We start from the raw sequence: 12,211 nt of genomic DNA, 5'->3' as shown, positions 1-12,211 counted from the left end.
ATGCAGACCACCATTGGTGATTTCATCCTGGACCGCCTCAAAGCCATCGGCATTACCGAAATCATCGGCGTTCCCGGTGACTTCAACCTGAGCTTCCTCGAGCAGATTGAGGCCTCCGAGGGCATCCGCTTCGTCGGCGCCTGCAACGAGCTCAACGCCGCCTATGCTGCCGACGGCTATGCCCGCCAGAAGGGCGTGGGCTGCCTGCTCACCACCTATGGCGTGGGCGAGCTTTCCGCACTCAACGGCATTGCGGGTGCACGTGCCGAGCACGTCCCGCTAGTATCCCTCGCCGGCGCGCCGCCGCAGTATGCAACCGAGTTCCGCTGGAACCTGCACCACTCGCTTGCCGACGGCGACTATGCCAACATGCTGGATTCCTTCGCGCCCTTCACCGAGGTGGCCACGCGTGTGTCCCCCATGAACGTGGTCGAGGAATTCGACCGCGCCCTGCACACCTGCCTGCGCGAAAAGCGCCCGGTCCACATCCAGATTCCTTCCGATATCACTCACCTGACCATCGAGGTCCCCGACGAACCTTTCTCCACCGAGCTCGCAACCTCCGATCCGGAGCGCCTGAACGCCGCTGCGGACTACGTGCTGGAGCACCTCGCGAAGGCCAAGGACCCGATCATCCTCATCGATCAGGACACCAACCGCCACGGTTTCACCGAGAAGTTCCGCGCCATCATCGACAAGGCCCAGCTGCCCTACTCCCAGCTCTCCTCCGGCAAGGCCATCCTGTCTGAGCGCCACCCGCTCTTCATCGGCACCTATAACGGCGCGGCCTCTGCCCCGGGCGTGCAGGAGCGCATCGAAAAGTCCGACTTCCTAGTCACCACGAACCCGCGCTTCATCGAGGTCAACTCCGGCTCCTTCACCCACAACCTGGCCGACTCCCGCGTCTACAACTTCGGCGACCAGCACCTCAACGCTGACGGCGAGTTCTTCGTGGGCATTAATACGCTGGAGCTTCTCGACGTCCTCCTGGACCGCATCCCGGAAGCGGAGGCAACCGCAACCAAAGAATTCCAGCCCGAGCCCTTCGAGCCGAACCCGGATGCCCCGCTGACTCAGGAGCGCATCTGGCCGCAGATGCTCGGCTTCATCCAGGAAGATGACGTGGTCATCGCCGAGGCCGGCACCTCCAATATCGGTCTGGGCCAACAGCGCATGCCCGAGGGCGTGCAGTACATCAATTCCACCATTTGGGGTTCCATCGGCTTTACCCTGCCGTGCGTGCTGGGCTCGCAGCTGGCTAACCCGGAGCGCCGCCACGTCCTCTTCATTGGTGATGGTTCCTTCCAGCTCACTGCCCAAGAGCTCTCCACCATCCTGCGCCAGGACCTCAAGCCCATCATCGTGCTGGTCAACAACGATGGCTACACCATCGAGCGCTTCATTCTGGGCATGGAACGCGAGTACAACGAGATCCAAATGTGGGATTACACGGCGCTGCCGAAGGTGTTCATGAAGGACACCACGATGGAGTCCTACGTGGCCTCGACAGAGGGCGAATTGTCCAAGGCCTTGGAGGACATCGCCGCTCATCCAGAGCGCGGCGCCTTCCTCGAGGTGCGCCTCGATCCTTTCGATGCACCGAAGGGACTCCAGGCCTTCGGCCCCCAGACCGCTGATTTCGACTTCGGGCCCCGCGGCCCCCGCAACGCCTAAGGTGGAGAACATGATTCGACCAGACCTTTCCTCCCTGCCCGCCTACGTTCCCGGCAAGAATGCCGAGCACGCCTTGAAGCTCTCCTCCAACGAGGCAACTCAGGAGCCGCTGCCCGGCGCGCTCAAGGCCATGGAGGCTGCTGCCGCGCACGTCAACCGCTACCCGGATATGGGCGCGGTGGAAATCCGCAAGGCACTCGCCGAAAACCTCGGTGTCACCCCAGAGCAGGTCACCACCGGTGCGGGGTCCTCCGCCATCTGCCAGCAGCTGGTGCAGATCACCTCCGTGCCCGGCGATGAGATTGTCTTCCCCTGGCGCTCCTTCGAGGCTTATCCCATCTTCGCGCAGGTCGTGGGCGCTACCCCGGTCAAGGTTCCGCTCACCGCGGATCACCGCGTGGACTTGGAGGCCATGGCAGCTGCCATCACGGACAAGACCCGCCTTGTCTTCGTGTGCAACCCGAATAACCCCACCGGCTCCATCATTACCAAGGAGGAGTTCGACGCCTTCCTGGCCAAGGTCCCGAAGGACGTCATCGTGGCGCTCGATGAGGCCTACATCGAGTACAACCGCAACGACGCCGTCCCGCTGGCCACCGACTATGTCCACACCCACGACAACGTCATTGGCCTGCGCACCTTCTCCAAGGCTTATGGCCTGGCCGGCATCCGATTGGGCTATGCCTTCGGCAACGCCGAGATCATCGAGGCACTGAGCAAGGTGGCCATCCCCTTCTCCGTGAACTCGGTGGCGCAGGTTGGTGCAGCGGCCTCGCTGGCCGCTCAGAAGGAGCTGCGGGAGCGCACCGACGAGACCGTTGAGCAGCGCGACCGCCTGGTCAAGCACTTCGCGGACTTTGGCGTTCCGGAGTCCCAGGCCAACCACATCTGGTTCGCCGCCGACAGCATTGCGAAGCTGGGCTCCCCGCAGGAGGTCGCCGCACAGCTCGCGGAGAATGACGTCCTCGTCCGTGCCTTCCCCGAGGGCGTGCGCATTTCCGTCACTACGGCGGAGGAAACCGAGACGCTGCTTAAGGCCTGGGACGCTGCCTTCGGTGCAGAGGGTTAGTTTCCGCGTTAGAGTGCAGTTGTGAAGACATTTATCAATTTTGCACTCAACGTCATTGCCGTCGCGGTGGCCTTCTGGGCTGTGGTAGCGATTGTCCCCGGAATCGACATCGTCCCTGCGACCACCCAGAATTTCTTGCTCATCGCGGCGGTCTTCATCATCGTCAACGAGGTCGTCACCCCGGTGCTCCGCTTCCTCGGCGCACCGCTGACCTGCCTAACACTGGGCCTCTTCGCGCTCGTCATCAACGGCGCGGTCCTCCTCCTCGTCAGCGCGCTCATGGACTCACTCGTCATCGACGGTTGGGGTGCCGCCATCATCGGCGCGGTTGTCCTCGCCATTGTTTCCGGCGTGGTGAACTTCTTCACCAGCCCGCTGCGGGTCCGCAATTAACCCCCAGCAAAAGGCGGGAGAACGTCGACACGGGAAGCGTCGGCAAGCACGGCGTCCTCGGTAGCGCTCGCACCATCCACCAGGAATGTGCAGCGCTCCAGCACCTCCGCAAAGCTCATGCCGGCCTCGGTGCTACCGGTATGCCGAGCACGCAACACGTCCAGCAGCTCCCCCAGCGTCGCCGCCTGCGCTGTGTCCTGCGCGCGCCCCGCGGCGGCGCGGGCTGCGGCAAAGTAGTGTATATCAACCATGGTTGCCACTATGCCAGCCTCTGTGACAGGAAGGAACCCGATGCGCACCTATGAGGAACACCTCGCCGCCGTTCGCGCGGCCCTTCCGCAGCCCCGGGTGGTCTCCACTCCCCTGACCAGCGCCTTCGGACGCCGTGCCGCCGCCACGTACCGCGCGGAACACAACCTTCCACCTTTCGATAATTCGCAGATGGATGGCTATGCTCTTCCGACTACACACGGCGGCGCCTTCACCGTCGGCCGCACCATTGCGGCGGGTGATCCCCCGGGCTCACTCGAGCACGGCACCGCCCTTCCCATCATGACCGGAGCGAAAGTCCCTGAGGGCACCGTGACCATCGTCCCCGTCGAGCACTGCGAGCCCCCGCACTTCCCAGAGGAGGGCGCCACGGTCACCGTGCCGGCAGCCCCCGAACAGTTCATCCGCCGCGCCGGCTCCGATGTCAAGGCCGGCACAACCCTCATCAATGAGCACGCGCTTCTCGACGCCCCCTCCATCGCCACCCTCGCCTCCCAGGGCCTGGCCGAGGTCCTCACATACGCGCCCGCCCGCATCCTCATCTGCACCGGCGGCGCGGAAATCGGTGGCACGGGCGAGGCCACCATCCCCGATTCCAATGCACCGATGCTCGCGGCCTTGGCTGCGCAGTATGGCATCGACGTGGCCGGCTTCGTGCGCACGAATGACGATCCTTCTGCCCTGCGCGCGGACCTCACCGAAGCGGTCATCACCCACCGCCCCGATGTCATCGTCACCTCCGGCGGCATCTCCCACGGAAAGTTCGAGGTCATCCGCCAAATCTTCGAAAAGGACGGCTGGTTCGGCCACGTGGCGCAGCAGCCCGGCGGCCCGCAGGGCCTGTCGCGTTTGGGGGAGGTGCCCGTCGTCTGCTTCCCCGGCAACCCGATCTCCACGCTGGTGAGCTTCCGCCTCTACTTGGCACCCGTTATCGGCCACGCTCCCGCTCCATTTAGAGCACACCTTACTGAGCCCGCCGAAGGCCTCAACAACCGCGAACAGTTCCGCCGTGGAATCCTCAACATTTCCGATGGCACCGCCGAAGCCTCCTTCCTCGGCGGCACCGGCTCCCACCTGATGTCCCAAGCCATCGGCGCTACTGCCCTCATCCGTATCCCGGCTAACACGCAGCTTTCAGCCGGCGACCTCGTGGAGGTGTTCCCGCTCGCATGACCCGACGCGCACTCGTTATTGTTGCCTCGACCCGCGCCGCCGCCGGCGAATACGAGGACCGCTCCGGACCCATCCTGGTGAACTTCCTTCGTGAGCAAGGTTTCGATACCCCGCAGCCCCTCGTCGTCGCGGACGCCGATATCGACTCAGCCCTCGCCACTGCCTTCGCCGATGCCCCCTCCGTAATCCTCACCTCCGGCGGCACCGGCATCACGCCGGATGACCGCACCGTCGAAGCGCTCACCCCGCACCTGGAGCGCGAGCTGCCCGGCCTGGCCCATGCCTTCTACGCGCACTCGGCGGCCATCCCCACCGCGGCACTCTCCCGCACGGTTGCCGGAGTCACCGGGTCCACTTTCGCCATGGCCCTGCCCGGCTCCACGGGTGCGGCCAAGGACGGCTGCGCGGTCCTCGAACCGGTGCTTAACCACATCATCAACCAGCTGGAAGGAATTCATGAGCACTAACTTCGGCTTACTCGGCGCCCACATCAGCGCTGAGCCTATCTCAGCCCCCGACATCGCCACCGCTGAAACGGGTGCTGTCGTTTTATTCGACGGCATCGTGCGCAACCACGACTCCGGCCGGGGTGTGAAACTCCTGACCTACACCGCGCATCCCAGCGCCCAAGAAGAGATCGAGCGCGTTGCCGGCGAGGTCGCCGCTGCCTTCCCCGCCGTGCGCCTCTGGTGCGCGCACCGGACTGGAGCACTAGCAATTGGCGAATCCGCCTTCCTCGTCGCCGCTTCCTCCGCGCACCGCAAAGACGCCTTCGAAGCGGCGTCGACCTGCGCCGACCGCGTCAAGGCAGAAGTCCCCATCTGGAAAGAACAGCTCCACACCGATGACACCACCACCTGGGTAGGCCTGGAATGAGCTCACGTTATGCACGCCAGGAAACCCTCTGGGGAAGCTCCACACAGGAACAGCTTCGCTCTTCTACCGTCGCCGTCATCGGCGCCGGTGGCCTGGGCTCGCCTGCCCTGCTCTACCTGGCAGGCGCGGGCGTGGGGCGCATCCTGCTTTTCGACGACGACACCGTTTCCCTCTCCAACCTGCACCGCCAGGTCATCCACACCACGGCGACCGTAGGCCAGCCCAAAACCGAATCCGCCGCTTCGGCCTTGAACGCCCTCAACCCGGAGTGCACCGTCGAGCAGTTCTCGCGCCTCACGCCCGATACTGCCCTGGAGCAACTGCGCGGGGCTGACCTCATCATCGACGGCACCGATAACTTCTACTCCCGCCACCTGGCCTCCTGGGCCGCCCACGAACTGGGCATTCCACACGTGTGGGCCTCGCTTCTGGGATACGACGCGCAGCTCACCGTCTTCCACTCCGGCCACGGCCCGGTCTACGAGGACCTCTTCCCCACCGACCCGCAGGTGCCCTCCTGCTCGCAGGCCGGCGTGATGGGCCCGGTCGTCGGTGTGGCCGGCTCCGCTCTGGCTGTCGAGGCGCTCAAACTCCTCACGGGCATCGGCACCCCGCTCATCGGCACGCTGGGCTACTACGATTCCCTCGCCGGGACCTGGGAGTACATCCCCGTGCGCGCGAACGGCGCCACCCCGGCGCGCCCCGACAACCCCACCGACGTCCGCGTCATCCCGGAGGACGCCACGCTTATCGACGTCCGCACCGCCCCCGAACGCGCCACTTCCCTCATCCCGGGCTCGCAGCATCTCCCGCTCGATAACATCCTCGCTGGCCACAACCCGCCCATAGACCTCGCCGACCTCGCCGTCCTCTACTGCGCCAGCGGCCTGCGCTCCGCCCAGGCCGTCGAGGCCCTGCGCGCCCGCGGCTTCAGCAACGTCTACTCGCTGCGCGGCAGCATCGACGCCTGGCAAGAGCACATCTCCGAGCTCGAGGCCGAAGCCGACGCCGCCCACCGAGGCGAGCTAGAGACCATTTCTCTTGAAGAACTAGAGGCTAAATGTGGCGTGGAAGATTAGCTTCACGCCACGCGGTGCGAAAGCCTTCCGAAAGCTAGCCAGGCCAACACAGACGAGAGTCAGCAGGTTTCTTCGCGAAGTCTACGATTAATCAGCCAGCGGGTCAGTTCCGCCGAGCTTCATTTCGAAACGCTCGTAGTCCTCTAGGTTCGCAAAGTGCCGCGAGTAAAGATCGCAATCGCGGTCTACATAACCATAGAGGGCTGGCGCGACGTCCACGATGTGCCGTACCTTCACGTCCTCACCATCGGCCTGCTCGTTCGCCATCGCTTCAACGCGTTCTCGAGCCTTCTCGTCCGACTCCGCATACACAAGATAAAAATCCTCGCGGAAGAAGCTTTGGGCAGATGAACTGGACTTCTTAGCAAGCTCCATCACGACAATTCCAACATAAGGTTCCATTGCCGGCTACTGTCCTTTCCGGTTCTTGGTCAGCTTGGGCTCGACCCTACCTGCTCACCCAGACCATGTAACGCGGAAAACTCAGCCGGTCGCCCTTTAAGCACATCTCCAATGAAGACCCATTCCGCGCCCACGGCTTCAGCAACGTCTACTCAATGCTTGTCAGCATCGATGCCTGGCAAGACCACAACGACGCATAGCCCAAACCTGCACTCAGTCTCCTCTGCCCACATGGCATCTTGTAAAAGGCGTCAACCAGAAGGTGTTTTCAGAGCCAAAAACGCCTTTTATCCCGCGCAAATGGCGTTTTTGATCCCAGAGATGCCTTTTGACAGATGCCATTTGCCAGACGCCTTTCGCAGAGGTCCTCAGCCGGTCGCCTTGTAAACTCACTGCCATGAGAAGCCGCCAGTATTACGTCGCCACCGCTGTGGTGTGTGCTCTCACGCTGCTGTACATGCTGCTGCGTTGGGACTCGGTGCCTGATCCCATCCCGGTCCACTTCGATGGCTCGGGCAACCCGGACCGCTTCGAGCCCAAATCTTTCCTCAACGCAACGGTCCTGGTGTGGATCGGCGTTGTGTTCGCCATTGCGCTGCCGCTGTGCGTGCCGCCGATCTCGCTGGCTCGAATAACAATGGATGTTCCGGCAGAGTCAGCTCTTCCGTTCTCCGAGGCCACGGCACAGCGCGCGGAGCTGCTCACTGGAAAGACCGCCACGTTCATTGCCCAGACAGTCCTCACCATGACGGCCTGCGTGTGCCTCACTACGGTCTGCACCGTCATTCCGGATATCCCCTTCTCGGGCTTTCTACTCGTGGCCGCGTGGATAGCCTTCACCGTGTTCATCATGATTCAGGGCGTCCGATTGACGCTGACATCTGCGAAGGCCGTGCAATCCATTCCCACCGACCATGATGAACAGGTTCGCAACACAGCACTCCGCTTTGCCGGTGGTATGGGCTTCTATAACGAGCCCACAGACCCCATGTGCATAGCTATCTTCCCCATGAATCCTTCGAAGCTGCAGATCAACACCGCGCACGAACCTGGCCGCCGCTACCTGTGGCGCATGGGCATCGCGCTTAGCGCATCCATAGCATTCTGCGTGCTCATCGACGTACTCTAGATGCATGGAGCACCTGTTTGAGCGCGCACACTCGATTCTTTCTGATGCCACCCACGTTGAGGTGTTCACCGGCGCAGGCATGAGCGCGGACAGCGGCATCGCCACGTACCGCGATGCGCAGACGGGCATCTGGGAGAATGTGGATCCGGTGGCGATGGCGTCGATAAGCGCATGGCGCAATGAATTTAAGCCTATGTTCGCCTGGTACCTGTGGCGCGCCCAGCTGGCGCAGCGGGCCGAGCCCAACGCCGGGCACCGCGCAATCGCCGCCGCACACGGCATGACGGTGACCACGCAAAACATCGATAACCTGCACGAGCGCGCCGGAAGCCAGGACGTGGTTCACCTGCATGGCTCCTTGTTTGCCTTCCGCTGCACCGACTGCGATACCCCGTATGACGGCAACATCGCGCTCCCGACAGAGCCAGTCGAGAGCATCACACCACCCGAGTGCCCCGTGTGCGGCGGGCTCGTGCGCCCGGGCGTGGTGTGGTTCGGCGAGGCCCTGCCCGACGACGAATGGGCCGAGGCCGAGCGCCGCATGTCCACCGCGGACGCGCTGCTCATCGTTGGAACCTCCGGCGTGGTCTACCCTGCCGCCGGCCTGCCGCAGATTGCCCACGCGCGCGGCATCCCCATCGTGGAAGTCACCCCGCAGCCCACGGACCTCTCGCCGCTTGCCAGCGTGGTGGTCACCGCCACCGCAGCGGAGGCGCTACCTCGCATCCTGGCGGGGCGGATCGGATAAACAGCAACCCGATATCCCGCGGCCCTTGCCCACCGAAATGTACAAGATGTACATTTGCAGTATGAAAACGATGTCAGTGGCATCCAGCCAATTCCGCCAATCCCAAAGCCAAATTCTTGAAGAGGCACAGCACACACCCGTCGCCATCACTAGTCGTGGAAGCCGGATTCGCGCTTTTGTCGTCTCTCCTTCATTTTTCGCCCGCGCAGTCGAAGCACTAGAAGATCGTGAGGATGTTCAGGCGGCAGAGATTGCCCGAGGAGAAGCCGTAGAGATTTCACACGAAGACCTCAAAAAAGAACTCGGACTCACCTAATCGCCTTCTATGGCTAACTCCACTTATCACATCACCTATAAGGCATCCGCAGCCAAGGAGCTACGCAAGCTCGACAGGCCGACACAGAGGCGACTACTTGCTGCAATCGAAGACTTAGCCGTTACCCCTCGCCCGGATGGAGTAAAGAAACTAAAAGCTTCAGATGACCTGTACAGAATTCGAGTCGGACACTATCGCGTGGTTTATGAAATCCTAGACGGAAAGCTCGTAGTCCTCGTCCTGCGCGTTGCTCACCGACGAGATGTTTACCGGAAATAGGCAAAATTCCTCTCAGATAAACTAAACCGGCCAGTCATTCCGCCCCTCGAGAGGAGATGAATCCATGCTCTACCTTGTTCCAGGAGCCTTAGCGGGAATCGTCTTTTATGCCATTCTCACAGCAGTGAGCTGGGCCATCGAAAAAGCCTGGCCACAACGACGTCTAGGCGCACATAGCCGGTTGACCCTCCACTGCCTTGCCGCAGTTGCATTTTCAATTTTTCTCGCCTTGCCTGGCGGCGGCGGAAACTGGGCCACCCACCTGCAAATTAGCGGGTTCCTACTAGTGGGATGCGTTCTGAGCTGGGTGACTGCAGCGATGAACAACGGAGACAATGCCTGACGCCGTAGAGCGATAACTTCCCTTAATCGTCATTCCTCACATCCCTAATGCATACAAACCCTGTGAGTTGTTCTCCGGGGAGGCATAAGGGCTTCTTCCCTGCATTTTCTCTTCGCTCATTAACGGAGAAAACGAATTGAGCGAACTGGGGAACAATCTGTACCGATGGAAAAAGCTCCCTTAATTGGTGAGTAATACGCCATCCCGCGTCGTACCATCGAAATCTATCGAATTGGTCCTTCCAACGCAGACGCTGGCGAAAGCTATCGGGTATCTCGAGGAAATTCTGCTGAAACTCCTCCGTCCACTCAAGGATTTCGCGTCCCAGATCGGACTCAATTCCTAAGTCTTCAGGAAGATAGAATCCGATTCTATTAGCCCCAGAAACTATGAGTTCTTTAGACGGCCACAGCGAGCTTGGGTGACTGTACTCTGGGCGGAGGAATATTTGCCGATTGGCCATGGAACTAGAATAGCCCAGTGCCACTGCTCAATATACGCAAGATTTTGGTGTAATCACCAAAACAATTGGCGGAGGCGGCGGGATTTGAACCCGCGGTGAGTTTCCCCACGCTGGTTTTCAAGACCAGTGCATTCGGCCGCTCTGCCACGCCTCCTCGTCACGCGTCAGCATGCACCGCGCGCAACACGTTCAGAGTACTAGACTCCGGCGCGGGAGAAGAATTCGGCTCATCTCGTTGAGCAATGGCCAAGCTATGGAGTTCAAACTTGATGCTTAGCGTTATGGGGGTAGGTCCGTTAAAGCGAGCGAGTGGGGTCAGGCAACAGCGCATATTCAGCGTGACTACACCATCACGGAGCCAGAGGAGGGTGAAATCGTTGACTACCACTAACAAGCTTCCGCCAGTGCACCCGGGGGAGGTCCTCATGGAGGACTCCATCGAGGGGTTCAGCATCACGCAGAACAAGCTCGCGGTGCCGATCGGTGTGCCTCAGCGGCCGAGCAAAGAGATGGTGCACGGCTAGCGGTCCATCACCGCCCTGCTTCTGGGGCGCTCACCGAGAATGCATGCCGACGTTGATGACGTTGCCTGATCCGTCGCGGTAGAAGAAGCGCGTAACGCCCTACTCTTCGGTCGTGAGAGGGTGCACGATCTCGCGACCTGCCTCGACAGCGCGACAGTAGGCGGCTTCGACATCATCGACGAAGATTGAGACATCGGGATTCTCGCGGGCTGTGGCATCTCTCGTGAGGAGATTCAGCTGACAGCCTCTGGAATCGGCGAGTGTGACGATCCAGCCGTGATCCATCACCACCTCGAGACCGAGGACCGCAGCGTGTTCGTCGACGCTTCTGCGGAGATCTGCCACCGTGAGGTTGGGGACGATGCGTTCGATGTTCATGCCTTCACGCTTCCAGCTGGAGGAGTGCCAGTCAAGAAGTTATTCAGCTACGGAACGTGGTGGAGTTCAAGTTCAACGTGTAGCCGAGTGCGTCGTTCAGCCTCTGGCTGATCGGCTGAATGGCCGCTTGAGGGCGGCCCCGGAGTTCGCCGGGGCCGCCCTTTTCGTGTGGGGGGAGCCGGTTGGCATGAGTGACAGGTGGTGTGCATGGCTCGGATGGAAGGAGGAATTGGACGGCTCGGGTTTTTCTGCCGGCATGGCCTTCCTTGCCGATGGCAATCGCATCCGCGCCTCCGAGGAAGCTCTGTCCGGCACCGCCCTTGTTATGCTGGCGGGCGACGATGCCGTCCAACTTTGGAACTGCGAACTCACTGAGGTTCAGCTCGTCGAGGTGGTTTTCGTCGACCAGTCTCCAGTCACGGATGAGTAGGGGAAAATTATGAGGTTGATTGAGACCAACGAGGTTTTCAGTTCTCTTGAGCAGCTTGATCCCGCCATCAAAAACAAAGGCAAGATCCCTGACATCGATGCAACGTACACCGAGTTCATTCATCGATATGACGGGGTAAGTATCACGCCGGACATTGTTCTGTATGGCTATCAGAAGGTCCTCGAGTGGAATCGGCGAGCACGTGGCGACGGCTTGCCCGAAGATCTGTGGCTTATCGGGCAGTCGGGGCAGGGCGATGAGTGGTTCTTGAGTGCACGGCGCAAGACAGTGTTCTTCTTCGACCACGACCAGGGGGAATACGGAGGGCCAGAGAGCTTCCTCGATTTGAAGATCGATTTCACTGGTTTTCTCAGGATGGGGTTCCTGTTGTCGGAGCTGGAGGAGAAGCTTGCCGAGGGACAGGAGATCGATGACCACGAGCAGGAAGTTTCGGACCTTCTGAACAGCATCGATCCGCAACTGAGTGAGAGGTATCCCTTCAACTATTTTGAATGATTGCACCTTGGTCTCAGCTCACGGTCGTTAGCGGGGGCGCGATGTCGACGCCTGTGGCAAGTGCGCGGGTGTGGGCGTCCTTGACGGCATCGACCAAAACGGAAGTATCGGGGTTCTCGGGAGCTGTGGCGCCGAAAGAGCGTTTCCAG

The 12,211-nt window shown here is 61.3% G+C and carries 17 protein-coding genes, 1 tRNA gene and 1 pseudogene; 15 read left to right on the top strand and 4 right to left on the bottom strand.

What is annotated here, in order from left to right:
- Genes HMPREF2807_RS04325 through HMPREF2807_RS04315 form a run of 3 tightly spaced genes read left to right on the top strand, consistent with a single transcriptional unit; the run spans position 1 to position 3,136 of the window.
- Complete coding sequence (locus tag HMPREF2807_RS04325) at positions 1-1,674, top strand: alpha-keto acid decarboxylase family protein (RefSeq protein WP_070510729.1); 1,674 nt, start codon at positions 1-3, stop codon at positions 1,672-1,674.
- 10 nt (positions 1,675-1,684) lie between these two features.
- A complete protein-coding gene (hisC, locus tag HMPREF2807_RS04320) occupies positions 1,685-2,743 on the top strand; it encodes a histidinol-phosphate transaminase (RefSeq protein WP_070510727.1) in 1,059 nt (352 codons plus the stop codon).
- A gap of 21 nt (positions 2,744-2,764) precedes the next feature.
- Complete coding sequence (locus HMPREF2807_RS04315) at positions 2,765-3,136, top strand: phage holin family protein (RefSeq protein WP_070510726.1); 372 nt, start codon at positions 2,765-2,767, stop codon at positions 3,134-3,136.
- Here the strand turns inward: HMPREF2807_RS04315 and HMPREF2807_RS04310 are convergent.
- Positions 3,133-3,387 carry a MoaD/ThiS family protein gene (locus tag HMPREF2807_RS04310; protein WP_010188351.1) on the bottom strand — a complete coding sequence of 85 codons (255 nt, stop codon included), beginning with the start codon at positions 3,385-3,387 and terminating at the stop codon, positions 3,133-3,135. The two genes, HMPREF2807_RS04315 and HMPREF2807_RS04310, sit on opposite strands and share 4 nt — an antisense overlap.
- A 40-nt stretch (positions 3,388-3,427) precedes the next feature.
- Between HMPREF2807_RS04310 and HMPREF2807_RS04305 the strand changes: the two genes are divergently transcribed.
- From HMPREF2807_RS04305 to HMPREF2807_RS04290, 4 genes are read left to right on the top strand one after another with little or no spacing between them, the layout of a single operon-like run.
- Positions 3,428-4,579 (top strand): molybdopterin molybdotransferase MoeA, encoded by a 1,152-nt coding sequence (locus HMPREF2807_RS04305; protein WP_070510724.1) that lies wholly within the window; start codon positions 3,428-3,430, stop codon positions 4,577-4,579.
- Positions 4,576-5,046, top strand: coding sequence for a MogA/MoaB family molybdenum cofactor biosynthesis protein (locus HMPREF2807_RS04300; RefSeq protein WP_070510722.1), 471 nt, complete (start codon positions 4,576-4,578; stop codon positions 5,044-5,046). The genes HMPREF2807_RS04305 and HMPREF2807_RS04300 overlap by 4 nt, the downstream gene beginning before the upstream one ends.
- Positions 5,036-5,455, top strand: a complete 420-nt coding sequence (locus HMPREF2807_RS04295) for a molybdenum cofactor biosynthesis protein MoaE (RefSeq protein WP_046647051.1) — start codon at positions 5,036-5,038, stop codon at positions 5,453-5,455. Before HMPREF2807_RS04300 ends, HMPREF2807_RS04295 begins: the two co-directional genes overlap by 11 nt.
- Complete coding sequence (locus HMPREF2807_RS04290) at positions 5,452-6,534, top strand: ThiF family adenylyltransferase (protein WP_232751620.1); 1,083 nt, start codon at positions 5,452-5,454, stop codon at positions 6,532-6,534. Before HMPREF2807_RS04295 ends, HMPREF2807_RS04290 begins: the two co-directional genes overlap by 4 nt.
- Positions 6,535-6,621: 87 nt before the next feature.
- Here HMPREF2807_RS04290 and HMPREF2807_RS04285 read toward each other — a convergent pair whose 3' ends face one another.
- Positions 6,622-6,936 carry a DUF4288 domain-containing protein gene (locus HMPREF2807_RS04285; RefSeq protein WP_070510720.1) on the bottom strand — a complete coding sequence of 105 codons (315 nt, stop codon included), beginning with the start codon at positions 6,934-6,936 and terminating at the stop codon, positions 6,622-6,624.
- A 397-nt stretch (positions 6,937-7,333) separates the two neighbouring features.
- Here HMPREF2807_RS04285 and HMPREF2807_RS04280 point away from each other — a divergent pair, with 397 nt between their 5' ends.
- From HMPREF2807_RS04280 to HMPREF2807_RS13455, 5 genes are all read left to right on the top strand, one after another.
- Positions 7,334-8,065 carry a DUF1648 domain-containing protein gene (locus HMPREF2807_RS04280; RefSeq protein ID WP_070510718.1) on the top strand — a complete coding sequence of 244 codons (732 nt, stop codon included), beginning with the start codon at positions 7,334-7,336 and terminating at the stop codon, positions 8,063-8,065.
- 4 nt (positions 8,066-8,069) lie between these two features.
- Entirely contained in the window at positions 8,070-8,813 is a 744-nt protein-coding gene (locus HMPREF2807_RS04275) for an NAD-dependent deacylase (RefSeq protein ID WP_070510716.1), read from the top strand.
- A 70-nt stretch (positions 8,814-8,883) separates the two neighbouring features.
- Positions 8,884-9,129 (top strand): type II toxin-antitoxin system Phd/YefM family antitoxin, encoded by a 246-nt coding sequence (locus tag HMPREF2807_RS13465; protein ID WP_083306678.1) that lies wholly within the window; start codon positions 8,884-8,886, stop codon positions 9,127-9,129.
- 9 nt (positions 9,130-9,138) lie between these two features.
- Positions 9,139-9,408, top strand: coding sequence for a type II toxin-antitoxin system RelE family toxin (locus tag HMPREF2807_RS13460; RefSeq protein WP_049156794.1), 270 nt, complete (start codon positions 9,139-9,141; stop codon positions 9,406-9,408).
- Between the two features lie 64 nt (positions 9,409-9,472).
- Positions 9,473-9,751 carry a hypothetical protein gene (locus HMPREF2807_RS13455; RefSeq protein ID WP_080975121.1) on the top strand — a complete coding sequence of 93 codons (279 nt, stop codon included), beginning with the start codon at positions 9,473-9,475 and terminating at the stop codon, positions 9,749-9,751.
- A 529-nt stretch (positions 9,752-10,280) separates the two neighbouring features.
- Here the strand turns inward: HMPREF2807_RS13455 and HMPREF2807_RS04265 are convergent.
- Positions 10,281-10,368, bottom strand: a tRNA-Ser gene (locus tag HMPREF2807_RS04265).
- A gap of 271 nt (positions 10,369-10,639) precedes the next feature.
- On the opposite strand from HMPREF2807_RS04265, the pseudogene HMPREF2807_RS04260 reads away from it, so the two are divergent.
- Positions 10,640-10,735: pseudogene (locus tag HMPREF2807_RS04260) on the top strand (addiction module antidote protein, HigA family); the annotation flags it as partial.
- 102 nt (positions 10,736-10,837) lie between these two features.
- Here the strand turns inward: HMPREF2807_RS04260 and HMPREF2807_RS04255 are convergent.
- Positions 10,838-11,116, bottom strand: a complete 279-nt coding sequence (locus tag HMPREF2807_RS04255; RefSeq protein ID WP_308409928.1) for a VOC family protein — start codon at positions 11,114-11,116, stop codon at positions 10,838-10,840.
- A 187-nt stretch (positions 11,117-11,303) separates the two neighbouring features.
- Here HMPREF2807_RS04255 and HMPREF2807_RS04250 point away from each other — a divergent pair, with 187 nt between their 5' ends.
- Together HMPREF2807_RS04250 and HMPREF2807_RS04245 are read left to right on the top strand one after the other, a co-directional pair.
- Positions 11,304-11,546, top strand: coding sequence for a hypothetical protein (locus tag HMPREF2807_RS04250; protein WP_141756288.1), 243 nt, complete (start codon positions 11,304-11,306; stop codon positions 11,544-11,546).
- A gap of 9 nt (positions 11,547-11,555) precedes the next feature.
- Positions 11,556-12,062 carry an SMI1/KNR4 family protein gene (locus tag HMPREF2807_RS04245; RefSeq protein WP_049156784.1) on the top strand — a complete coding sequence of 169 codons (507 nt, stop codon included), beginning with the start codon at positions 11,556-11,558 and terminating at the stop codon, positions 12,060-12,062.
- Positions 12,063-12,211 lie beyond the last annotated feature (149 nt).

Source organism: Corynebacterium sp. HMSC074A09 (assembly GCF_001811545.1).
GTDB classification, from domain to species: Bacteria; Actinomycetota; Actinomycetes; order Mycobacteriales; family Mycobacteriaceae; genus Corynebacterium; species Corynebacterium hiratae.
The sequence above is the reverse complement of the archived record's forward strand: the minus strand, read 5'-3'. Positions and strand labels throughout refer to the sequence as shown.

What these genes read in the sequence shown, in the direction of transcription:
- HMPREF2807_RS13455 (WP_080975121.1), top strand. Translation starts at nt 9,473, where the DNA reads ATGCTCTACCTTGTTCCAGGAGCCTTAGCGGGAATCGTCTTTTATGCC.
- HMPREF2807_RS04285 (WP_070510720.1), bottom strand. Translation starts at nt 6,936, where the DNA reads ATGGAACCTTATGTTGGAATTGTCGTGATGGAGCTTGCTAAGAAGTCC.
- HMPREF2807_RS04255 (WP_308409928.1), bottom strand. Translation starts at nt 11,116, where the DNA reads ATGAACATCGAACGCATCGTCCCCAACCTCACGGTGGCAGATCTCCGC.
- HMPREF2807_RS04280 (WP_070510718.1), top strand. Translation starts at nt 7,334, where the DNA reads ATGAGAAGCCGCCAGTATTACGTCGCCACCGCTGTGGTGTGTGCTCTC.
- hisC (WP_070510727.1), top strand. Translation starts at nt 1,685, where the DNA reads ATGATTCGACCAGACCTTTCCTCCCTGCCCGCCTACGTTCCCGGCAAG.
- HMPREF2807_RS04295 (WP_046647051.1), top strand. Translation starts at nt 5,036, where the DNA reads ATGAGCACTAACTTCGGCTTACTCGGCGCCCACATCAGCGCTGAGCCT.
- HMPREF2807_RS13465 (WP_083306678.1), top strand. Translation starts at nt 8,884, where the DNA reads ATGTCAGTGGCATCCAGCCAATTCCGCCAATCCCAAAGCCAAATTCTT.
- HMPREF2807_RS13460 (WP_049156794.1), top strand. Translation starts at nt 9,139, where the DNA reads ATGGCTAACTCCACTTATCACATCACCTATAAGGCATCCGCAGCCAAG.
- HMPREF2807_RS04250 (WP_141756288.1), top strand. Translation starts at nt 11,304, where the DNA reads ATGAGTGACAGGTGGTGTGCATGGCTCGGATGGAAGGAGGAATTGGAC.
- HMPREF2807_RS04245 (WP_049156784.1), top strand. Translation starts at nt 11,556, where the DNA reads ATGAGGTTGATTGAGACCAACGAGGTTTTCAGTTCTCTTGAGCAGCTT.
- HMPREF2807_RS04300 (WP_070510722.1), top strand. Translation starts at nt 4,576, where the DNA reads ATGACCCGACGCGCACTCGTTATTGTTGCCTCGACCCGCGCCGCCGCC.
- HMPREF2807_RS04325 (WP_070510729.1), top strand. Translation starts at nt 1, where the DNA reads ATGCAGACCACCATTGGTGATTTCATCCTGGACCGCCTCAAAGCCATC.
- HMPREF2807_RS04310 (WP_010188351.1), bottom strand. Translation starts at nt 3,387, where the DNA reads ATGGTTGATATACACTACTTTGCCGCAGCCCGCGCCGCCGCGGGGCGC.
- HMPREF2807_RS04305 (WP_070510724.1), top strand. Translation starts at nt 3,428, where the DNA reads ATGCGCACCTATGAGGAACACCTCGCCGCCGTTCGCGCGGCCCTTCCG.
- HMPREF2807_RS04290 (WP_232751620.1), top strand. Translation starts at nt 5,452, where the DNA reads ATGAGCTCACGTTATGCACGCCAGGAAACCCTCTGGGGAAGCTCCACA.
- HMPREF2807_RS04275 (WP_070510716.1), top strand. Translation starts at nt 8,070, where the DNA reads ATGGAGCACCTGTTTGAGCGCGCACACTCGATTCTTTCTGATGCCACC.